Source organism: Magnetococcales bacterium (genome assembly GCA_015231755.1).
Classification (GTDB): Bacteria; Pseudomonadota; Magnetococcia; order Magnetococcales; family Magnetaquicoccaceae; genus Magnetaquiglobus.
This window is the reverse complement of sequence record JADGAZ010000013.1, coordinates 93,305-115,516: the sequence shown is the minus strand read 5'-3', so window position 1 is coordinate 115,516 and position 22,212 is coordinate 93,305. Positions and strand designations below refer to the sequence as shown.

Annotated in this window: 11 protein-coding genes; 8 read left to right on the top strand and 3 right to left on the bottom strand. The window is 59.3% G+C overall.

All coding sequences use genetic code 11. The features are described from left to right. Positions 1 to 4 precede the first annotated feature (4 nt). The 3 genes from HQL98_10185 to HQL98_10175 all read right to left on the bottom strand — a co-directional run bounded on the left by HQL98_10185 (position 5) and on the right by HQL98_10175 (position 12,084). Entirely contained in the window at positions 5 to 1,768 is a 1,764-nt protein-coding gene (locus tag HQL98_10185; GenBank protein ID MBF0272419.1) for a carbamoyltransferase, read from the bottom strand. 256 nt (positions 1,769 to 2,024) lie between these two features. Next, on the bottom strand, positions 2,025 to 3,953 hold the full coding sequence (locus tag HQL98_10180; protein MBF0272418.1) for a serine hydrolase: 1,929 nt from the start codon (positions 3,951 to 3,953) through the stop codon (positions 2,025 to 2,027). Between the two features lie 37 nt (positions 3,954 to 3,990). Beyond that, positions 3,991 to 12,084, bottom strand: coding sequence for an amino acid adenylation domain-containing protein (locus HQL98_10175; protein ID MBF0272417.1), 8,094 nt, complete (start codon positions 12,082 to 12,084; stop codon positions 3,991 to 3,993). A 644-nt stretch (positions 12,085 to 12,728) separates the two neighbouring features. On the opposite strand from HQL98_10175, the gene HQL98_10170 reads away from it, so the two are divergent. The 8 genes from HQL98_10170 to HQL98_10135 form a co-directional block, all read left to right on the top strand. Beyond that, positions 12,729 to 13,274 carry a DUF697 domain-containing protein gene (locus HQL98_10170; GenBank protein MBF0272416.1) on the top strand — a complete coding sequence of 182 codons (546 nt, stop codon included), beginning with the start codon at positions 12,729 to 12,731 and terminating at the stop codon, positions 13,272 to 13,274. 294 nt (positions 13,275 to 13,568) lie between these two features. After that, on the top strand, positions 13,569 to 14,309 hold the full coding sequence (locus tag HQL98_10165) for a prohibitin family protein (GenBank protein MBF0272415.1): 741 nt from the start codon (positions 13,569 to 13,571) through the stop codon (positions 14,307 to 14,309). Between the two features lie 92 nt (positions 14,310 to 14,401). Further along, positions 14,402 to 15,754: an ABC transporter substrate-binding protein gene (locus HQL98_10160; protein MBF0272414.1), complete on the top strand. Its 1,353-nt coding sequence runs from the start codon at positions 14,402 to 14,404 to the stop codon at positions 15,752 to 15,754. 72 nt (positions 15,755 to 15,826) lie between these two features. After that, positions 15,827 to 16,999: an acyl-CoA dehydrogenase family protein gene (locus HQL98_10155; protein ID MBF0272413.1), complete on the top strand. Its 1,173-nt coding sequence runs from the start codon at positions 15,827 to 15,829 to the stop codon at positions 16,997 to 16,999. A 2-nt stretch (positions 17,000 to 17,001) separates the two neighbouring features. Continuing rightward, positions 17,002 to 18,054 (top strand): HAD-IIIC family phosphatase, encoded by a 1,053-nt coding sequence (locus HQL98_10150; GenBank protein ID MBF0272412.1) that lies wholly within the window; start codon positions 17,002 to 17,004, stop codon positions 18,052 to 18,054. Positions 18,055 to 18,077: 23 nt separating this feature from the next. After that, complete coding sequence (locus tag HQL98_10145; GenBank protein ID MBF0272411.1) at positions 18,078 to 18,935, top strand: 3-hydroxyacyl-CoA dehydrogenase family protein; 858 nt, start codon at positions 18,078 to 18,080, stop codon at positions 18,933 to 18,935. A gap of 32 nt (positions 18,936 to 18,967) precedes the next feature. Further along, entirely contained in the window at positions 18,968 to 19,207 is a 240-nt protein-coding gene (locus HQL98_10140) for an acyl carrier protein (GenBank protein MBF0272410.1), read from the top strand. A 135-nt stretch (positions 19,208 to 19,342) separates the two neighbouring features. Further along, positions 19,343 to 22,212, top strand: a 2,870-nt coding sequence (locus HQL98_10135) for a cadherin domain-containing protein (GenBank protein ID MBF0272409.1), incomplete at its 3' end; no start/stop codon positions are given.

Sequence of the window (22,212 nt, the reverse complement as noted above, 5' to 3'; positions counted from 1 at the left end):
TCCACTAAAAGAAGGTGTACACCCGATGGGTGATGCCGGATGACTGGTTGCCTTCGATGATCTCCAGCGCCTGCTTCCAGAACGGGGGAATGGCGTCTTTTTCGATGACGAAATCTTCCAGGACCAGCAGATCGATCCCGGCGCGCACAAAACAGGAGAGGGCGTCGCGGGGGGAGCAGACAATGGGTTCGCTGCGCATGTTGAAGGAGGTGTTCAACACCAAAGGACAGCCGGTGCGGCGGTGGAAGGCCTGCAACAAGGCGTGATAGCGGGGATTTTCCGAAGCGTTGACGGTCTGCACCCGTGCCGAGCCGTCCACATGGGTGATGGCGGGCAGATCGAGTCCCGAATGGACCGGGCAGGTCTCCAGCATGAACGGAGAGGGGGCTTGCAACCGGAAATGGTCTCCCATGTTTTCTTCCAGCACCGAAGGGGCGAAGGGGCGGAAGGCTTCTCTTTTTTTGACCAGGGCGTTGATGTGGTCCCGCATGATCGGATTGCGGGGGTCCGCCAGAATCGACCGTCCGCCCAGGGCCCGGGGTCCGAACTCCAGACGTCCCTGGAACCAGCCCACCACTTGGCCCGCCTCCATGGCTGCCGCCACCCGGTCGAACAGTTCCGCCGGGCGTTCGCGATAGTCTTCGTAGCGCACCGGGGTGGAGTCCAACATACGGACGATTTCGCTTGAGGGGTAACCCGGACCTAAAAAGACGTTGGTCAGCCGTTTTTTGGGCAAGGGTTGTTCTTGGCGGCGGATGTGGGCCATGGCCGCCGCGCCCAGGGCGCCGCCGGCGTCGTTGGAGGCCGGTTGCACGAACAGATTGCGGAACGGACCGTTGGCATGCACGTATCCGTTGGCCACACAGTTCAGGGCCACCCCGCCCGCCAGACACAGATTGTCGGAAGGCACCCGTTGGTGGAGATAACGGGCCTTGGCCAGCATGATCTCTCCCAACACCACTTGCAGGCTTTTGGCCACATCCATGTGAAATGGCAGCATGTCCGATTCCGGTTCCCGGGGAGGGGCTCCCAAGGCTTCGATCAGGGCGTCGGAGTACATGCGTTCGTTTCTGAGAAAATCGAAATAGCGCAGATCCAGCCGGTATTGTCCCTTTTCGCCGGGTTGGATCATGGCGCGGATGGTGTCGGCGAAGCGGGGTTGGCCATAGGGGGCCAGTCCCATCACCTTGTACTCGCCGCCGTTGACCCGGAAACCGAGATAACTGGTCAAGGTGCTGTAGAGCAATCCGATGGAGTCGGGAAAGGCGACCTCTTCAAACAGTTCCAACTGTTGACCGTTGCCGACGCCGTAACTGGTGGTGGTCCACTCTCCCACCCCGTCCACGGTCAGGACCGCCGCTTCCGGGAATCCGGAAAAATGAAAGGCGCTGGCCGCGTGGGCCAGATGATGTTCCACCCATTCGATGGGGCCGTCGAAGCCGAGAATGGTACGGATTTCCCGTTCCGGACGTTTTGGATCCATGCGTTGGATTTCGTCCGGGCGGCGGGTGAAACCAGGCAGCCCCATCCAGATTTGACGACCCAGTTTCTTGACCGGCAGTTCGTAGTAGGCCACGCAATCGATGTCGGCCATGGTCAGGCCCGCCTGACGCAAACAAAACCGGGTGGCGGCCTTGGGCATGGAGGGGTCATGTTTGATGCGGGAAAAACGTTCTTCTTCGGCTGCGGCAACCAGATGGCCGTCTTGCAACAGACAGACGGCAGAGTTGTGATAATGGGCGGAGATGCCCAGAACAGTGTAGGTCATGAATGCGACTCTTCCATGGAAGCCGGGATGATTGGAACGGTCTTGAGCATCGTTTCAGCCATTTTTGGCGAGTATGGACGAATCGGCGGAGGATGTAAAGTGGAATGCCCCAGGGTACCAGGATCATCGTCCCCATGATTGGGATTTGCATTGTGACCGATTGGATTAATCCTTTTGTATCCAAATGTGTCAAGATGTGTCAAACTTCATAAAAAACCCCCGGCTTGCGCCGGGGGTCGGGTTTGGAGCGGCGAAATTATTTGATTTCGGTTTTTCCGTCCAGCAGGTCCATGATATCGTTCAAAGCCAATACCTGGATTTTGCCGCTGTTGCTGATGGTGGTGTTGGCGCAGGCGGCGATGGGTTCCTTGACATTGTAACGATAACCCACATAACAGTCATACCCTTGCACCTGACCGGGATGACCCACCAGTTTGCGATCCACGTTCTTGAACATGCCCGGTCCCATGTGGAGGACGTTCGGGATCACCTCGAAATAGTAGGCATTGATGCCGATGGGATGGGTGGGATCTTCGTATTTCTTGCCCAGTTCTCCGGCCCAGGCGTACAGATCGCTCACATTGCCGGTGAGGCCGCCTGCGGCGCCATAGAAGCTGGGATGGATGACCACCGGATATTTGGTGTCCTTGATGCATTGGGGGGTGAGATAACAGGCTCCGCTGAAGTTGTTGTACCAGTCGATGTAGCCGACGGCGCCCTTGTCGTTGCCACCCGGCAGCGGGGGAACCACCGGGGGAACCGGGGCGTCGGCGTAGTAGTCGACGCTCAGGTTGAGGGTGGTGCCGGCGCCGAAGCGGTTTTTGACTTCGGTGTACCAGGGGCTGCTGGTGGTGGAGAGTTTTTCGATGATCTTGCCCAGCATGATATAGTTGGCGTTGGAATAGTGCCAGCCAGCCGTTTCTTCCAGGCCGATACCATAGCTGATGTCCAGCAGTTCCTGGGCGGTGAAGGGGGTGGTGCGGCTGTTGGGTACGGTGGCCGAGTTGGCACCGGTGAGGCTGCTGTTCAGATAGCCCATCAGACCCCAGGAGGTGTAGTCGTAGTTGCCCCACTGGTCGGTCATTTTCTGGGAGGAGGTCTGTTGCAGGCCGCTGAGGTGGGCGAGCAGTTTGTAGACCGTGACCTCTTTGAGCGCCGCTAGTTTGGCGGTGGTGAGTTTGCCATTGGGATCCACGGCGGCTTTGAACGTGGCCGCGTCGTAGGCGGCGCCGATACCACCGAACAGATCACCCAGGGTGGTGGTGCTGATGTCGTATCCTTTGGCGCTCATCATCTGCAACACGGTCATGTCGGTGAAGGTTTTGGTGATGCTGCCAAGGCGAAAATAATTGGCCGTGGTCATGGCGGTTTTGGATTCGACATTCGCATAACCACTGGAGAACATTTTGTTGGTGCCGTCCGGCATGGTGACCTTGACCACCACACCCGGAACCGTGCCTTTGCTGGTGATGGCGTCGAGTTTGGCCTGGATGGCGGTTTCCACCGAGGCTTTGCGGGTGTTCCACTGATTGGTCAACAGGGTGTTGGCGGGGGTGCCGTTGATGGTGAGTCCCATCTTGTTGGCCAGACGGGTGAAATGGAACGCCTTGCCGGATTTGCCTTTTTTGTCCAGTTCGTCCAGGAAGTGCTTGGCGGCATTGGCTTCGGAGACGGGATTGGTCAGGGTGGTGATGTCGATGGTGTCCAGGGTTTGGGCCGCCAGACTGCCATTGTTGCTCAAGGTGATGCCGTTGGACGGATTCTGGTCCGTGTCCAGGGTTTGCAGCAGGCGCAGGATTTTGGTGACCTTGTTTTGTTGCCCGGCGGCTTTGGCGGTGTTGATCTCCATGGGATCGGTCACGATGTCCAAAGGCGTGACGAAATCGCCCGGAGTGGCGGACCCGAGGCCCATGCCGTTGGCCGTGAAGGTTACGGAGGTGTCGGTGGGCAGATAGCTGAATTGACCACCGTTCTTGGTGGTGCCCGACAAATTGCTGGGGCTGCTGACATAGGTCAACCCATCCACCGGGGCATCGGAGAAGACACCGGTCAGGGAGGTGGGACCGACGGCGAGGTTGGTGTTGCTGCCGTCCGCGCCACCACCGCCGCCGCATGCCATGCTGAACATGCTCAATCCGACCGCGGCCAGAGCGCTGAATTTTTCATTGAACAAGAATTTTTTCATCGTTAATGATACCTTTGAATGATAATTGGAGTGCAGGTCAAGCGTCATTTAACCGGGTGTGATCGAGAAGAATGCCACGCATGGTATCGAGCAGATCGCGAATGGTGTGGTCGTCGAACCGCTGGGCGTCATAAGCCAGGAAAATCTGCAACGCTTTTCCCTCCACAATGGCGTTGAACATCCAATCATAAAGCGCTCCGGCCCGTTCGCTTGCACGATAAGGTGCCAGATCACTGTTGACAAGGGCGGACAGATCGCCTGGATCCAGGCGGTATTCCCCCAGATAGTTGAAACTGATCTGTGGTTTCAGCCGGAAACTCAATCCGGGTTTCAGGGCATCGGGGGTCAGATACTTCAAGATACCGTATCCGATGCCCTGATTGGGGATCTGGTCCAACCGTTCCCGCAGGGTGCGACACACTTCCCCGAGGCTCTGTTCCCGGCTCGCCGACAACAGAAATGGGAATACCGTGGTGAACCAGCCCACTGTACGACTCACATCCACCCCATCGACGACGGGTTCCCGTCCATGCCCTTCCAGCATGATGGGAACGTGATGGAGGTTGTACTTTCTCTGCAAGGATTGTGCCAAAGAAGACAGTAGCAGGTCGATCACCCGGTAGGGCCGCTCCCGGGAGCGGGTCAGGGCCAACAGGGCTTCGGTTTCCTCCGGGGTGAGGGTGATGTTTTGATCCCGGATGTCTACCGGCAGGGAGGATTCCGCCGTTTTGGGGTGGGGGATCGTTTCCAGAGGGGTCGATTCGATGGCCTGCCAGTAATGGCGTTCCCGCAACAGGCGCAAACTGCGGCTATAGAGTTGAAGCCCTTCGGACCAGCGTTTGAAGGAATTGCTTTTGCTGGGCAGGGTGATGGGGTGCCCGGCCACCTGCTGCTCGTAGCCCCGCAGGATGTCATCCAACAAAAAGCGCCAGGAAACCGCGTCGATGATCAGATGATGGATCACGAAAAGCAGGCGGTCCTCCTGATCCAGACGGAACAGGCGGGTTTTCAAGAGGGGGCCGTGTGTCAAATTCATGCCGCTTTGGGCGATTCTGGTTTGACGGTCCACCTCGGTTTCCACCGCTTCGATGCCGCGCAGATCCAGCAGTTGGAAATCCACCGGCAACTCCGGTCCCTGGATTGCTTGGCTCACCCCGTCCGGTCCCGCTCCCGGCGGAAAACAGGCTCGGAGCATGTCGTGGTGGGCCTGCACCGCCTGCAAGGCCGCCTGCAACGCGGACGCGTTCAGGGGATCCCGGAAGAACAGATACTCCGCATGGTTGAAGTGGTAGTGATCCACCGGGTACTCCCGGAAGAACCAGGACTGGATCGGCGTTAGTGGCACCGGTCCGGCAATCGGGTCCGGTTCTTCGGCGCGCAGGGGGCGCCGGGTACGGTTTTCCAGGCTGTGGGCCAGGGTGGCGATGGTGGGATACAAGAAGATGGTCTTGGTCTCCAATCCCAGATCATTCAAGGAGGCCACCACCTGGATGGCCTTGATGGAGTCTCCCCCCAGGGCGAAAAAGTCATCCGTGATGCCAAAATCCCCCCGTCCCAGAACTTTTTGCCAGATTTGAAGCATCCGGCTTTCCAGGGGAGAACGGGGCGGGTGCGCGCTGGCCTGACGGGGTTCCTGTCGGGCCAGGGTGGCCAGCAGGGCGTTGCGGTCGATCTTGCCGTTGATGGTCAAAGGCAGTCGGTCGGTCACGATCCAGCGGCCAGGAATCATGTAGCCGGGAAGCATCGGTTCCAGCCAGGAGCGCAACGCCTCGGGGCGCAGGGTGGCCGGGGTGACGCAGGCGATCAGTTCCGGGGTGTTGGGGTCGGTCTGATGGACCAGCAACGTGGCATCCCGCACCTCCGGGTGTTGCAACAGATGATGGGCAATCTCGCCGGGTTCCACCCGATGGCCGCGAATTTTGACCTGTTCGTCCAGACGGCCCAGCAGTTCGATGGTGCCATCGTTGCGCCAGCGTCCCAGATCCCCGGTCCGATAGAGACGGGTGCCGGGTTGCCAGGGATTGGCCACAAAACGGGTGGCGGTCAACGCCTCGCGGTTGAGATATCCCCGGGCCACACCCGGTCCCGCCACGCAGATTTCCCCGACCGTGCCCAGCGGGGCCAAGTGGTCGGAGCCGTCCAGGAGGTACACCGAGAGATTGTCCAAAGGCGCGCCGATGGGAATCTGTCCGCCAGGGTAGCGTTCCGGTTCCGGCAATACCCGATACCAAGTGGCGCACACCGAACACTCCGTGGGTCCGTAGGCGTTGAAATAACGCAACCGGGCGGCGAAATGGAGCGCGTCTTCAAAGATGGGCGGTTCCCCGGCGGTGATCAGGGTTCTGAGGCCGTTGAGCCCGGGATGGTCACGGGTGGTGGCCAGGGTGGTCAGGGTGTGCAGATAGACCGGCGGCAGGGTGGCGACGGTCACTCCGGTGGCCTGCATCCGCTCCAGCAGTCGTTCCGGGTGGTGAATGGTGTCGTATCCCACCGGCACCAGGGCCGCTCCGCACAAGAGCGCCATGAAAATCTCCGAGAAACTGGCGTCGAACGATGGGGAGGCGAATTGCAAGACCCGATCCTCCGCCGTGACCCCGAAGGCCCGGATCTGGGCCAAGGCCATGTTGATGAATCCCCCATGTTCCACCAAAACCCCCTTGGGTTGACCGGTGGAACCGGAGGTGTAGATCACATAGGCCAGGGAGTCCCAACGGGCCGGGCAGGCGGAGGGAGAAGCATCCGACCCGTTGCGGAAGTCGTTCACCGTCAGCGTCGGCAGGGGGATCGGCTCTGAGGGCCGGTCGTTTTCCTCCCCGAACAGCACCCAGCGGCATCCGCTGTCACGTACCATGAAGTCGATCCGTTCCCTGGGGGTGGCGGAGTCGATGGGCAGACAGACCCCTCCCGCCTTCATGATGCCCAGCACCCCGGCGAAAAATCCGGCGGAACGGTCGGTCAGCAGTGGAATGATCTCTTCCGCACGCACCTCGGCCCGGGTCATCAGGTGATGGGCGATGCGGTTGCTCCAGCCGTCCAACTGGCGATAATCGAGGGTCTCTTCCCCGGCGATGACGGCGATGGCCTCGGGGGTGGCGGTCACCTGGGCGGCAAACCGGTCGAGAATGGTGGCCTGTCGGGGGTAGGGGTGACGGTGTGCGTTGAATCCCTCCAGCAACAATTGGCGTTCCGGATCGGACAGGAGATCCAGACCGGCGATGGGGTGTTCCGGGGTGGTCAGCACGCTGCGCATCAGATGGGTGAGTTGGCCCACCATGCGCTCGATCCGTTCAGGCGTGAACAGGTCGGTGTTGCTGGTGATGGCCATGCGCAGGTTTTGTTCGTACTCAAAAAAATCGAATACCAGATCGAAGCGGCTGATCTGGGCATCCACGGCGTATTGGGTGATGGTCAGACCCGCAGGCCCCGGACGATCCGGCAGCAGATCCTGCATGACCACCATCACGTCGAACAGCGGGGAACGACTCAGATCCCGTTCCAGGTTCAACTCTTCCACCAGACGGTCGAAGGGATAGAACTGATGGGCGAAGGCTTCGGTGACGGTCTGTTTGACCTTGGCCAGCACGGCGGCGAAGGGTTCGGCGGGATCGAGAATGTCGTGCAACGCCAATGTGTTGAGATACAGACCGATCTGCTCTTCCAGTTCGGGCCGTTCCCGCCCGGCCACCGGGGTGCCGACGATCACCGCCCGGCTTTCCGGCGTTCCACCGGCCTGACGCAGCAGGATTACCTTGATGAGCGCGGTCAGCACCATGAACAAGGTGGCCTGATGATCGTTGCCCAGTCGGGTGAGCAGGGCCCGCTGTTGCGGGTCGAAGTCGTGGACCAGCACGCGTCCTTGAAAGGTCTGCACCGGCGGTCTGGGGAAGTCGGTGGGCAGATGGATCGGCTCGGCGGACTGGTGGTTGAGCTTGTGGAGCCAGTATTCCCGGGCCCGGGTGGCCTCTTCCCCCTGAAGGCGGGCGTTTTGATGGGCGGCGTAATCCTTGTATTGAATGGCCAGGGGCGGCAGACGCGCCGGGAGGTTGTTCAGGAGCGCGGCGTACAGGGTCATGGTTTCGTTTTGCAGAATTTCCAGAGACCAGCCGTCGCTGATGATGTGGTGCATGTTGAGCAGCAACACATGGCGTTGCGGCGCCAGTCGCATCAGGGTGACCCGGTATACCGGCCCTTGCGCCAGATCGAAGGGGGTGCGGGCCTCCTCCAGGGCCATGGCCCGGGCTTGTCCGTCCGGATCCGGCGCGCCGGAAAGATCCAGATGGGTCAGGCGGGTCAGACAGCCGGGATGGATGCGCTGCCGGGGCTGACCGAAGCCGGTGGCGGGGATGGTCGTCGGATCCACCACCGGGTCCGGTTCCTGGACAAAGGTGGTGCGCAAGGATTCGTGGCGCAAGGCCACGGCTTCCAGTGCCTGTTCCAGCAGGTCGGCGCGCAGCTCCCCGCGGAATTCATAGAGGGAGGCGGTGTTGTAGGCGATGGCGTCGTTTTCCATCTGCTGGAGAATCCACAACCGCAACTGGGCGTTGGAAACCGGATAGGTTTCCTGTTGGGCCACGGGTTGGATGGGATCCGGCTGATGACCCGACCGGTTGCGGATCAGGGTGGCCAGGGCGGCGATGGTGGCATGGGCGAACACCTCTCCCAGTTGCAGCGTCACCCCGAACTGTTTCTGGATGCGCGCCACCATGCGCACCGCCTTGAGACTGTGCCCGCCCAGCTCGAAAAAGGAGTCGTAGCGCCCGACGGCCCCGCATCCGAGTACCTCTTGCCAGATGGTGCCCAACTGGAGTTGGGTCTCGCCTTGCAACGGCGCGAAGGGCGTCGTCAGGCGGTCGCGTTCCTGGGATCCGTCCACCGGCAGGGCCAGCAGGGCCTCCCCGGAGCTGTGGGTTAGAGGCAGATAGTGGGCCTTGTGTACCAGACGGTCGTTGTTGACCAGATCGGCGCGCCAGCGCAAGGCCCGCAGGCGTGAGGCGGATCCGGCCTTCGACTGGTCCAGCGGCTGGACGGGCGCGGAGATCGTTGGAGCGGCGGCGGGTGGGGGTGCCACCGGTTTCGGGGGGGGTGGGCGATCATGGGAGAAACGCACATGGGGCGCGGTTTCCGGCAGGTCGGCGCAGGGGGCGCCATACAGGACGCCGTGTGCGGTGGTGGACTCCGGCTCCAGGGGACTTTGCTCCAGAAAGGCCAGGATCGGGGGATTTTTCGCGGTGGGGCGGTATTCGGCCACCAGACGGTCGATGCCACGGGCCAGACCGTGATGACGCAGACCACTCAGAATGGCGGTTTCCACCCCCCGTCCCAATACTCGGCAGCTCAACAGGAAGGTATCCACCCACAACCGGTTGTCTTCCTGCCGGGCGAGCACCACACCCACCAGACCGTAATCCCCAAAACGATCCGTCACATGAATGCACCAGCCCAGCCATTCGGGTTGACGCAGCAGGGCTTCAATGGCGGCTTCATCCCGGCGGATGGTGCTGAGATTGAACTGGTTGGTTCGTTGGGTGAGTTGCGCGGCACGGGGCAGATGTTCTTTTTGCAACGGCTCCATGAATACCTGGATTTCCAGGGTGTGGAGAAAGTCCTCCAGGGAGTCGGCCTGTTCCTGGTGCTGGCGGCGTTGTTGCTCTTCTTGATACATGGCGCTGCGTTGTTGATCCTCCTGGGTGACCGCGAAACGATCGAAGGCCCAGACCAGACGCAGAAATACTGAAAAATCCTCCGGATCTTCCGGCAGTTGCAGGGTCAGCACCTCGGGGCGGTGGGTCATCATCTCCGCGCACTCCACCCCGGAGTCGTCCAGGAAGACGAAACTGTCCAGCCCCAGATTCAACTCCTTGGCCATCTCCCGGAGATTGTCGGATTTGGCTCGCCAGTTGATGCGGGTGGTGACGATCTGTTCCCGGCGCAACACCATGTCGGGATGATTGGCGAACACCTCCCAGACATCCTCCGGATTGTTCTTGCTGTTGAGAACCAGCAGAAAACCCTCTTGATGCCGTTCCACCATGAATTGCTGCAAGGCCCGATGGCCGGGGGTGATGATCACGCCTTGGCTGCCGCCTTCGCCGCAGATGCCCTGCCATAAGGTGTTATCGCAATCCAGCGCGATCACCTTGAAGGGGGTGGCCCGCAGTGCCACGATCTTGCGGGCGATCCAAAGCCCCATGGCGGCGTAGTAGGGGTCGGAAAAGGGGATGTGTCCGGTTTGATCCTGGAGTGTGTCGAAGATTGATTCGATGGCGAACCAAGGCGCCAGTTCCGTCAGATCCAGCCTTTGCCACGGGCCTTGCGCGCCACTGTCGAGCCAGGCGCGGAAACGTTGGTACAAGGCGTGGATCGGTTTCACCGCTTCCGGGAGTTCCGCAAGTTCCGGCGAGGGGGGCAGCAGAGCGATCATCCGGGGGGCCGGGTTGCGGTGTCGGGTGAGGGCGTGGAGCAGTTGGGTGTAACCATTTTCCAGATGGATCCGGCAGCTTTCCAGGGTGGGGGCGGGCAGGTTGCGGATCCAGTCTTCAAAGCGGATCAACAGCAACGCCGGACCAGCGTGGGTGGACAACAGGCTGTCGGGGTTGAGCAGTTCCTGGAAAATTTGGTTGTAGGCGGCGAAGGAAGGTTCGATGTTCACTCCGAAGGCTCGACCCCACCAACGGATGTGGGGGGCGAGGGGTTCGGCGGTGAAGGTGGCCGCCAGGAGCAGTGGGACGGTTTTCGGATCGGTGGTGGTTCGGATGGTGTTGTGGTGTCGGGGGAGTGGGAGCGCGGACAGGGATGGCAGCGACGGCAGCGAGATGGCCCCCACGGTCACGACGTCGTTGTCGGTCACCTGGGTGAGGATGGCTTGCAGATTGGCCATCATTGCGTCCACCTGGGAGACGGGCAGGGCGGCCACATTGATGATCATGTTGAACCCCAACGGTTCGCCGGGCATGACCTGCACCGTGAGGGGATAGTTGGAATGGTCCACCTGTTTGTACTGTTCGACCACCAGTTCTCCTCCCCGGCCATCGGCGATGGTGAACTGGGCGATATCCGCCGCGGCGTAGTTTTCAAAGACCAGGATGTGATCCAGCAGGGCATGGCCTAGTTGGCTTTTGGCCTGGATTTCCGCCAGGGAGTGGTGATGATAATCCCGGGCGGTGTTGGCCTCGTGTTGCACCTGTCGCAGCAGACGGTGAAACGGCATATCGGCCTCGGCGCGGATGCGCACCGGCACGGCGTTGATGAACAGTCCCACCATCCGTTCCACATCCGGGATCTCCGGGGGGCGACCCGACACCGTGGCGGCGAAGACCACATCCTGGGCCTGATTGTAGCGGGCCAGCAGAATGCCCCAGGCGGTCTGGATCAGGCAGTTCTGGGTGACCCGATGCCGTGCGGCCAGTTGTCGCAGCGCGGCGCTCAAGGGGCCGGAAAGGGTATAATGGCGCTCTTCGGCCTGGAAGGGGGCATGCTCCGAGGGGGTGCATCCCGGCAGGGTGACCGGATGGTGATAACCGCTCAGATGGCGCTGCCAGAACCGTTCGGCTCCTTTCTGGTCTTGTCGGGCCAGCCATTGCAGGTAACGTCCGAAGGGGACGGGTGGGGGCAGACGATGGGGAAGGTCGCGGATCAGGGCCGTATAGATCTGGAGGGACTCTTCGTGCAGGATGCCGACACTCCAGCCATCCAGAATGATGTGATGAAAACTGTGAATCACCTCGAACTGTTGTTCTTGAGTCTGAAAGACCGCCATGCGCATCAACGCGTCCCGGCTCAGGTCGAATCCGAGGGCCCAGTCGTTTTTTTTATGGTTCTCAATCGCCTGCTGTTGTCCGTCCGGCGAGAGATGGCGCCAATCAAGATATTTGATAACAATTTTCTGTTCTTTTAAAATAACCTGGCGGGGTTGTTGAACGCTTTTATGGACAAAACGGGCGCGTAATACCTCATGCCGACGCATCACTTCGTTCCAGGCCATTTCAAAGCGGGGCAGGTCCAGATGTCCCCGCAACCGGAACTGGCATTGTTCAAAGTAGGGGTTGGCCGTTTGTTCATACAAGGCGTGGAACAGCATGCCCTCTTGCATGGGGGTCAGGGGATGGATTTGCTGGATGTCTTCTTTTTTCATGGCGCAAGAGGCTTTCGTTGAATTTTGGTAAATTTATGGTATTGTGATCGGCTTGATTGGGTCGGGAGAAATTCCCGTTGCCCGGGGTGCCCAAAAAATGATCTGTGATTATAGCCCACATACAAAGGGCAGGTAAAATTTTTTTGGTGCTCTTGACTTTTTCTTTGACATTTTGTTCAAAGTGTATCATTTATATATCATTGTTCATTATATCTTTCGTTGTTAAGATTTGCGTGTGGTTTTGACAAGGCGGATCCGCTTTGTGTCGGCTGTAGTCGGCAATGGTGGACAATGTGTGGACGATTATGCAGGAGTGTGTCATGGTAGCGAGACGGTTTCCCCGGTTTACCAAAATTGCCACCGAATCAACGGATGCTCCGGTTCCTGAGGCCGTAGCCCAGGAAGGTGCTTCCGGATCGCTGCCGGTGGAACCCCCGGTGGAAGCGCCAATTGAGCATGCCGTGGCCTCTCCGGTGGAGCCGACCCAAGCCGTCCCGCTGACTCCAGCGTCCAGTTCCCCACCGCTTCCGGATCCGGCGGCGGATCTGGTAGACCATCCACCCACTGTGCAAGTTCATGGATCTACGGAAACAGATCCTGTCCAATCGGGTAAAGTCCCGTTAATCCAACCAGAGGAGACTAAAATGAGTGAGACCGAAACCGTGCTGGAAGCCGAGGCCGAAACCGTGGCCGAACCCGTCGCCAAAACGGATGCCGAAATCATGGAGCGCTTGAAGGATGCGCAAAACCTGACCAAGAATTACATGTTCGCCTCCCTGGGCACGGGCCTGATTCCCCTGCCTTCCGTGGATGTCGGCATTCTGATTGGTATTCAAACCCGTTTGCTCTACAAACTGGCCAAGCTCTACGACCTCAAGTTCACCGATGACATCGGCAAAAAGTTGCTGCTCTCCTTGCTGGGCGGCACCCTGCCCGTGGCTGGTGGCATGGGTGTGGCCAGCATGCTCAAAGCCTTCCCCGGTGTGGGCAGTTGGCTGGGCATGACCAGCATGTCCGTCTTCGGCGCCGCCGCCACCTATGCGGTGGGCCGGGTGTTCATCCAGCACTTTGAGTCCGGTGGCAACTTCTTCAACTTCGATCCTTCCAAAATGCGTACCTACTTCAGAGAAGAGTTCGAGGCCGGCAAGAAGGTCGCGGAAAATATGCGCACCGAACAGAATGCCGCCTGATCCTGTGCTTTTTTCGAGGAATGGCGCCTGATCCTGGTGGGCGCTCCTGGTGCAAATCGTGACAGGAGTGCCTTCACCAGGGTGGCGTTGCTGTGTACAATCTCTGGAGGCTTCATCATCTCCTTGTCCCGTCGTTTGTGACGGGACAAGGAGATCATTTGATGCGGATTGGCTCGAATGATGACTTTCTCAACCGTTGCATCCAAGATACGCGGTTTTATTCAGCGGGCCGGGATGTCCATGGTGGTTTCCCTCCTGATTTTGGTCCTTATTGTTTTGTTTTTATGGCCGCGCATGGTGATTACCATCCAGTCCGGCGAAGGCGGCGTGCTTTACAAACGATTCTTCGGCGGGACCGTGGTGGATAATGTCTACACGGAAGGGCTTTACCTGATCTGGCCGTGGGACAAATTGACCCCCTACAACGTGCGTCTCCAGGCTCTGGTGCGTGATTTCACGGTGCTTACCTCCGTGGGTCTGCCGGTGACCCTCAAGATGTCGATCCGCTTCAAACCCGAACACAGCATGCTGGGCTATTTGCATCAGCGTGTGGGTCCGGATTACATCCAGTCCGTGGTGATCCCGGAGGTCGAAGCCGCCCTGAGACGGGCCATCGGCGGTTACTCCCCGGAGGCGATCTATACCACCCGCAAGGGAATGCTCCAGGAGATCATTGGCGAAGCCTTGGAGCCGGCCAGTCAGAAATTCGTCATCATCGACGATGTCATCATCCGCAGCGTGACCTTGCCGGATCCCATCCAGCGGGCCATCGAGGAGAAACTGGTCCACGAGCAGGAGATGCAGGCCTATGTCTATCGCCTGGAGCGGGAGTTGCAGGAATCCGAGCGCAAGCGTCGGGAGGCCCAGGGTATCTATGACTATCAGAAAAAGATCGGGGAATCCTTGAAGGATCCCAACATTCTGCAATGGCTGGGGATTCAAGCCACGGAGAAACTGGCCTCGTCCAACAATTCCAAAGTGGTGGTGATCGGTTCCGGCAAGGATGGTCTGCCTTTGATTCTGGGGGGGCAATAATCATGGGTGGGCAATGCCGGAGGATTGGTCCGGGGCGGAATGCCGCTGACCCATGCACGCCGTTCGTGCGCGATCGGTAAGATGCCATTGCCATGAAGAAATTTTATTACTTTCTGTTGTTTTGTCTGGTTTTGCTCATCATCGCCGCTCAGATGTTCTGGTTCGCCCCGGAAAAAAGCCGCGCCATGGTCCAGTCGTGGGTCGATTGGGTGGTGTCTGGAAAGGACTCCTCTGCCCGTTCCAAAACAGACGCGGCGAGTCAATCCGATACCGGACCCATCCGCATCGGTTACGGATATTATACCAGCGGCAAGCGGGAAGCCTTCAACAACGGCATCAAGATGGCGGTTGATGAGGTCAATCAAAGCCCTAACGGCGTTTTCAATGGTAGAAAATTGGAGGCCATCGAGGTGGCTCTGCCCTCCTCGCCCAATCCCAACGAAATGTGGGACTTTGCCAAGGATATTTCGGAACAGAATCTGGTGGCCACGGTGTTGTCCGCCGGCGGGGGCGGGGAAAACGCTGTGATCGGCTCCGCTGTTTTCGAGAAGTTTCGCATCATCAATTTGTGGCCTTTTACCACCACCACCAAACTGACCCAGCACAATTTCAAATATATTTTTCGTAATCTTCCCAACAATAACGCCCAGGCTGAACTCATGGCCAAGGCTTGCGCAGAGGTCGGGTGCAAGAATGTCGGCCTTGTTTATGTGAGAAGTTCCACCGGCGAGGAATTGGCCAATTTGCTCGCCAAGCATATCAATCACATCGACCAGGCGAATGTCGCGTTTTATCAGTCGATCTATCCGGATCAGAAAGATTTTTTTCCCATCGTCACCCGGTTTTTGACCAAACATAAAGCCAAACCGATGGATGCGATCTTTTTTTCCGGTTCAACCCGGGAAGCCATCCCGTTCATCACCTTGCTCCGGGAGTTCAAGATCGAAGTGCCCATCATTCTGGGTATTTCCCAGAACGATCCGAAATTTTTGGAGATAGGCGGCAGGGGACCGTCGCCTGTGATCGGATCGATCGTGGTGGGGCTTTTCAAGGAGGACGATCCGGATAACGCCCGCTTCATCACGGAATACAACGCCGTTTTCAAAAAGAAGCTGTCTTCCTATACCACGGCGGCCCAGGCTTTCGATTCCGTCATGTTGCTGGTCGAGGCCATGCGCTATGGTCGTTCCGCCGATCCCGACAGCATGGTCTCTTATTTGCGGTATGGGGGTGTGTTGGCCGGCAAGGGTAAGAAAAATCCCAGGCGGCATTTGTCCAATGGCGAAATTTTGAGTCATGACTATTTTCTCCAGATCGTGCGGGAGAAGAAAAACAAGGATGGCAAGATGGTACTCTATTTTGATACCTATCAAAAAGAGGATCAGTGCATGTTCAAGAAGGGGGTCTCCTGTTTGACCCAGGCCGAGACGGGGACGGCGCATTGATCCGGCTTTAAAGACAAGGCCGGGATGGTGCGGCAAGGGTATTGAAAGAGGCGAGCCAGGAGAGTTTGCATCATGGAGTGGACCCCGGAGCAATCGATTGCCCAAGAGGCGTTCAAACGTTTTGTCGATGAAACGGTCGCACCGTTCGCGGATCAATGGGATCAGGAGCAACGGCTGCCGGAGAGCGTGATTCGTGCCATGGCCGACCGGGGTTATCTGGGCGCCACGGTTCCCGTGGAATGGGGAGGCGGCGGCATGGACAGCGTCACCTTCGGCTTGCTGTGCGAGGAGATCGGGCGCGGCAGCGCCTCGCTGCTGAGTCTGTTGACGGTCCATGGCATGGTGTGTCAGGCGTTGAGCATCTGGGGTTCCACCGAGCAGCAACAGGTGTGGCTGCCCAGACTGGCCCGGGGCGAGACCATCGGCGCTTTCGCCCTCACCGAACCCAACATCGGCAGCGATGCCAAGAATGTGGAAACCACGGTCACCCGCCTGGAAAATGGCGCGTACCGTATGGATGGCGAGAAGAAATGGATCTCCTGCGGTCAGATCGCCGATCTGTTTTTGGTGTTCGCCCAGTTCGAGAACAAGCCGGTCGCCTTTCTGGTGGAGGGGGATCGGGCCGGATTGACCCGCAAGCCCTTGTCCGGACTCCTGGGTTTTCGCGCCGCCATGCTGGCGGTCCTCACCTTCGACGGCTGTGAACTGCCGGAAGCGAACATGGTGGGGCGTCCGGGTTTCGGATTTTCCCATGTGGCGGGGGCGGCGTTGGATCATGGCCGTTTCTGCGTGGGGTGCGGTTGCGTGGGGCTGACCCGGGGGTGCCTGGAGGCCTGTCTGGAGTATACCAGTCAACGCAAACAGTTCGGCGTTCATCTGCGGGAGCATCCTTTGATCCAGAGGATGATCACCGACATGATCACCCATATCGAAGCGGCGCGCATGTTGTGTCTCCATGCGGGTCGCATGAAAGACGAACGGGATCCCCGCTCGATCATGGCCACCTCCACGGCCAAGTATTTCGCCTCCACCATGGCGGCCCGCAGCGCCGCCGACGCGGTGCAGATTCACGGCGCCAACGGTTGCGGTCCGGACTATCCGGTACAACGCTATTTCCGTGACGCCAAGATCATGGAGATCATCGAAGGCAGCAACCAGATTCAGCAGACCATCATCGCCAAATACGGCCATTTGGATCACATCAAGGATCAACGATCCCGGGACAAGAAGAGCAGACAGGTGTAGGCATGGCCAAGGAGAGCAAAATCAAGTGTGTGGTCTGGGATCTGGACAATACCCTGTGGGATGGGGTGCTGGCCGAGCATGATTCACTGGTTTTGCGCGAGAATGCGGTGCGGGTGATCCGAACTCTGGACGAACGGGGCATTCTGCAATCCATCGCCAGTCGCAACACGTTTGAACCCGCCATGGAACGGTTGCGGGCCTTCGGGCTGGCGGACTATTTTTTGTATCCGCAGATCAACTGGAACTCCAAAGCCGACTCCATCGCGCAGATCGCCCAATCCCTCAATATCGGCCTCAATACGTTCGCGTTTGTGGACGATCAGCCGTTCGAGCGGGACGAAGTGCGTTTCGTGTTGCCGGAGGTGCGGTGCATCGACGCCCTGGATGTGGATGGGATTCTGGATCTGCCGGAGATGAATCCCCGTTTCATCACCGACGATTCCCGCAAGCGTCGGGCTATGTATCAAAGCGACCTGCTGCGCAATCAGGAGGAGACCGCCTTTTCCGGACCGAAAGAGTCCTTTCTGGCCACTTTGCAGATGGTGGTCACCATCGCCCCGGCCCGGCGGGAGGATCTGCAACGGGCCGAAGAGTTGACGGTGCGCACCAACCAACTCAATGCTACCGGGTATACCTACTCTTACGAAGAGTTGGAGGCTTTTTGCCACTCCCCGAATCACCGCCTGCTGATCGTGAGCCTGGATGATCGCTATGGCACCTATGGCAAGATCGGTCTGGTGCTGCTGGAGACCACGGCGGAGACCTGGACCATCAAGCTGTTGCTGATGTCGTGTCGGGTCATGGCGCGGGGGGTGGGGTCGGTGCTGATCAATCATGTGCGTCAGGAGGCCAAACGGCATGGGGTGCGTCTGTTGGCCGAGTTCGTTTCCACGGACCGCAACCGGATGATGTACATCACCTACAAGTTCGCCCAGTTCCGCGAGATCGAGGCGTTGGGTACGGGCGGGGTGACCCTGCTGGAAAACGATCTCGATACGATACCGCCGTTTCCGGATTATGTTCAGGTGAATCTGGCTGACCTGGACTTGCGTTGACAACACTTCGGGTGCATGAAACCATGGATATTCAAATCGTTGGAGTCATCGGTGCGGGCGTCATGGGGGTTGGCGTGGCGCAGAATCTGGCTCAGAGCGGCTTTCAGGTGGTGTTGCTGGATGTGACTGCCGAAATTCTGGATCGGGCGCGTCAGGAAATCACCAACAATGTGCGGTTTCAGGGGTTTTTCTCCAAGGAGAAGAACACCCTCTCTCCGGAACAGGTGCTGGAACGCATCCTGTTCACCACCGAGGTGCAGGCGTTGTCGAAGGCGGATTTCGTGGTGGAAAATGTGGTGGAAAAGTGGCCGGTGAAGCAGGAGGTCTATGCCGCCATCGATGCCGTTTGTCCCCCGCATTGCATCTTTGCCGCCAACACTTCGGCCATCTCCATCACCCGCATCGGCTCGGTCACCCAACGACCCGACCGGGTGATCGGCATGCATTTCATGAACCCGGTGCCATTGAAAACCATGGTCGAGGTGATCCGGGGATTCCACACCTCGGAACAGACCATTGCAACCTCCCGTGATTTTCTGAGCCGCATGGGCAAGGAGTGTGTGGTGGTCAACGACTCCCCCGGTTTTGTCTCCAACCGGGTGTTGATGCTGACCGTCAACGAGGCGATTTTTCTGGTGCATGAACAGGTGGCCAAGGCCGATGAGGTGGACCGGATCTTCAAGAACTGTTTCGGCCACAAGATGGGACCGCTGGAGACTGCCGACCTGATCGGATTGGATACCATTCTTTACTCTTTGGATGTGCTGTACGAAAGCTTCAACGATTCCAAGTTTCGTCCCTGCCCGTTGTTGAAAAAAATGGTGGATGCTGGACTCCATGGCCGCAAGAACGGTCGTGGATTCTATGACTATCCGATCTGAACCCATCACGGATGACCTTTCAAGCCAAGATCATGGATACAACCCAAAAAATCAAATCGTTTCTGGTAAAATTCATCCGCGACGCCGATGTGGGTGATGATGAGGATCTGTTTGCCACCGGTCTGGTGACGTCACTTTTCGCGATGCATCTGGTGCTGTTTCTCGAAAAGGAGTTTCAGGTCAAGGTGGACAACAAGGATCTGGATTTCGACAATTTCAGAACCATCAACGCCATTGTCGCCTTGATCGAAAAGAAACGGAGCGGCGGTTGACAGACGGTCGCTCCTGGAATTTTCGTTTGTCGTGACCAGCAAGACCCGTTTGAGGGGCATCCGGCTGGCGAGCCGTTGACGGGATGGTTTCGGTCCTGATGATTGGCTTCCGGCCTGATCGGAAATGAAAGATTGATGCCTACTGCACCGCTTTCCGCCACGTTGGCGCAGCAACTCACGGAATTTGTCGCCCATCTGGCCTCGGGTGATGGACAAGCCATTGCCGCTGCCCAGCAGGGGCTTGCGGAGACTTTCGCCCAACAGGGGATCTCTCCGGAACAGGCCGCGGCCCTCGGACAGCAGTTGGTGGGCCAATTTCTTTCCGGTCTGGGCAGTGGGAACGCTCCGTCGGATGTGGCGAACGGGGTGTCCCAGGGTGCGGAGAACGCGGTGGAGACCGTGCGCGCCACCGCGGGCAATACGGCGGACAATACAGGCCATGCGACCGCTCCTTCCCTGGAGAGCGTTTTGGCTACTGGCGTCGGCTTGAGCGGTGTTTCGCCCGAGAGCGGCAGGGAAGGGGCGGCGGTTTTTTATGCCGCTTTGGTTGAGGCGTTGCAGAGTGGCAAGCCGATCGACGTTGCTGTTCAGGCCGCCAAGCAACAGCAGGAGGCGGTCAACGCGGCCGCCGAGCAGCAGCAGGCCGCCGCCGCGGAATCGGCTCCTGTGGATGCCCAATCCGTGGAGACCCTGGTGGCCGGGATGTCTGCCGAACAGGCCGCTTTGTTTCTGGAGGCGTATCAGAACGCCCTTAGCCAGGGTTTGGATCCACGGGCCGCCATGACTTTGGCCGGTCAATTCGTGGAGCGGCACGCCGAAAGCGCTGCCGCGCAGAATGTGGAGTTGACCCCCGCCGAACGGCTGGCTGCGGCTCTGGCCGGTGGTCACGAGAGCGGAGATGCCCTGCGGGCGGCGGGAATGGGCAACGCCTCCAGCGATCCCACGGCGGCCCAGGGGTTCATGAACGCTTTGGCTTCGGGGTCCAATCCCGCCCAGGCCGGACAAGAGGCCCAACAGATCCAGTCGGCGGCGGAGCAGATTCAAACCCAGCAGAGCGTGCCCCTTTCCGCGGCGGATCAGTTGGCCATGGCCCTGGCCAACGGGGTTCAGGCGCAGAGTGTTCTGGATGCTTTGATGCCCGCGGGGGGGCAGGGCAATCAGGCCTTTCTGGCGGCCCTCACCCAGTCTTTGGGAAGCGGTGGATCGGTCGGTTCGGCCATTCAGAGCGCCCAGAGCGCCAGCAACACAGCCGTCAGCAATGCGCAGCAATCCTCGGTGCCTGTGAGCGCCGCGAATCAACTGATGACCGCTTTGGCTTCGGGTGAGAACGCCGCTCAGGTATTGGCCGAAGCCACAAAGAACGATCCGGGGGGTGGGGCCGCTTTTTTGCAAAGTCTCACCCAGGCTTTGAGTAAGGGGGGCGACCCGGCCACCGCCTTGAAAGAGGCCCAGCAGGCCGCCGCGACCCAATCGGAGATGGCGGCGGCCAGTGCGGTGCCGGTCAGCCCGGAGCAGCAGATTCTGATGGCCATGGCGAATCCCGCCCTGGCGACTTCGGATGCCCTCAAAGAGCAGGTGAAAAACGCCGATCCCTCAGTGACGCAGGTCGCCAACACGACGGCTCCCGCCTCGCAAGGCACGCAAACCGCTGCCGCCACTCCTGCCGCATCCACCCAAACGGCTTCAGCCCAGCCCCCGGCCAGCACCACCCCCGCCGAGGCTCCCCAGACCCAGCAACCTCCGGCCACCACCACTCCCGAGGCCCAACCTCCGGCGGCGGCCACCACTCCCGTGGCGACTGTCCCGACCGCGCCGACGGTGGTGGAACCGGTGGTGGTGGCGTCGGTGCAACCTTCCGTGATTCCGGATACTCAGCCGGTGGTGGTGCCTGTGGTAACCACCACTCCGGCGACTGTGGAACCCGTGCCTGTGGTGGTGCCCCGCTCCAATACCGCGCCGGTCCTGACCGTGCCCGGCGCGCAGAACGGATTGGAAGATGAGGTGTTGACCATTCTGGGCATTCTGGTCAGCGATGCTGAGGCCAATACGCTGGATGTGACCATGCGGGTGGAACATGGCGCTTTGACTTTGGCGCAATCCACCGGCTTGACCTTCAGTCAGGGGGATGGGCAGGGGGATGCGACCCTCCATTTTTCCGGTTCCAAGGCGGAGCTGAATGCCGCGTTGTCCCAGGTTTCCTACCAGGGCGTGGCGGATTATTTTGGATCGGATCGCCTGGAGTTGGTACTCAGCGATTTGGGCAGTTCCGGTGTGGGAGGTATTCTCACCGCCTCCAATGGGGTGAACTTGGTATTGCAGGCGGTCAATGACGCCCCTGTGGTCACCTCCGGAGCCGTGTTGGCCTATGCCGAAGGAAGTGCGGCCATGGCCATCGATGGGACAATCACGGTCAGTGACGTGGATGACACCTTGCTGATCGGCGCCACGGTGGTCATCGACACGGGATATACCAGCGGGGATCGGTTGTCGTTTGTTCCCCAGAACGGGATCACCGGCCTTTTTGAGGCGGGCACCTTGACTTTGACCGGGAGCGCGACCATTGCGCAGTATCAGGCTGCGTTGCGCAGTGTGCTATTCAGCAGCGACAGCGACAATCCCGCCCTTGAATCGGCTACCCGGTCTGTCACCTGGACCCTCATGGATGGGGATGACGCTTCTGTTGGCGTGACCTCGGTGATTCAGGTGTCATCGGTCAACGATGTTCCGGTGATGACCTCCGGGAGTACCGGGAGTGTGTCGGAAAACGCGGCCACCACCACGGTGATCTATACGGCCACGGCCACGGATGTGGATTTCGGGGATACCCAGACTTACAGTCTGGGGGGTACGGATGGGGCGTTGTTCACCATCGACGGGGCCACAGGTGCGGTGACCCTGAAAGCCTCGGCTGATTACGAAAGCCAGTCCAGTTATTCGATTAACGTGATTGTGACCGACTCCGGCGGCTTGACGGATACCCAGGCCGTGACCATCGGTGTGGTGGA

Excerpts from the sequence above, each read along its gene's own strand:
- HQL98_10165 (MBF0272415.1), top strand. The coding sequence starts at position 13,569 with ATGGTGATTACCATCCAGTCCGGCGAAGGCGGCGTGCTTTACAAACGA.
- HQL98_10180 (MBF0272418.1), bottom strand. The coding sequence starts at position 3,953 with ATGAAAAAATTCTTGTTCAATGAAAAATTCAGCGCTCTGGCCGCGGTC.
- HQL98_10155 (MBF0272413.1), top strand. The coding sequence starts at position 15,827 with ATGGAGTGGACCCCGGAGCAATCGATTGCCCAAGAGGCGTTCAAACGT.
- HQL98_10140 (MBF0272410.1), top strand. The coding sequence starts at position 18,968 with ATGGATACAACCCAAAAAATCAAATCGTTTCTGGTAAAATTCATCCGC.
- HQL98_10175 (MBF0272417.1), bottom strand. The coding sequence starts at position 12,084 with ATGAAAAAAGAAGACATCCAGCAAATCCATCCCCTGACCCCCATGCAA.
- HQL98_10145 (MBF0272411.1), top strand. The coding sequence starts at position 18,078 with ATGGATATTCAAATCGTTGGAGTCATCGGTGCGGGCGTCATGGGGGTT.
- HQL98_10150 (MBF0272412.1), top strand. The coding sequence starts at position 17,002 with ATGGCCAAGGAGAGCAAAATCAAGTGTGTGGTCTGGGATCTGGACAAT.
- HQL98_10170 (MBF0272416.1), top strand. The coding sequence starts at position 12,729 with ATGAGTGAGACCGAAACCGTGCTGGAAGCCGAGGCCGAAACCGTGGCC.
- HQL98_10160 (MBF0272414.1), top strand. The coding sequence starts at position 14,402 with ATGAAGAAATTTTATTACTTTCTGTTGTTTTGTCTGGTTTTGCTCATC.
- HQL98_10185 (MBF0272419.1), bottom strand. The coding sequence starts at position 1,768 with ATGACCTACACTGTTCTGGGCATCTCCGCCCATTATCACAACTCTGCC.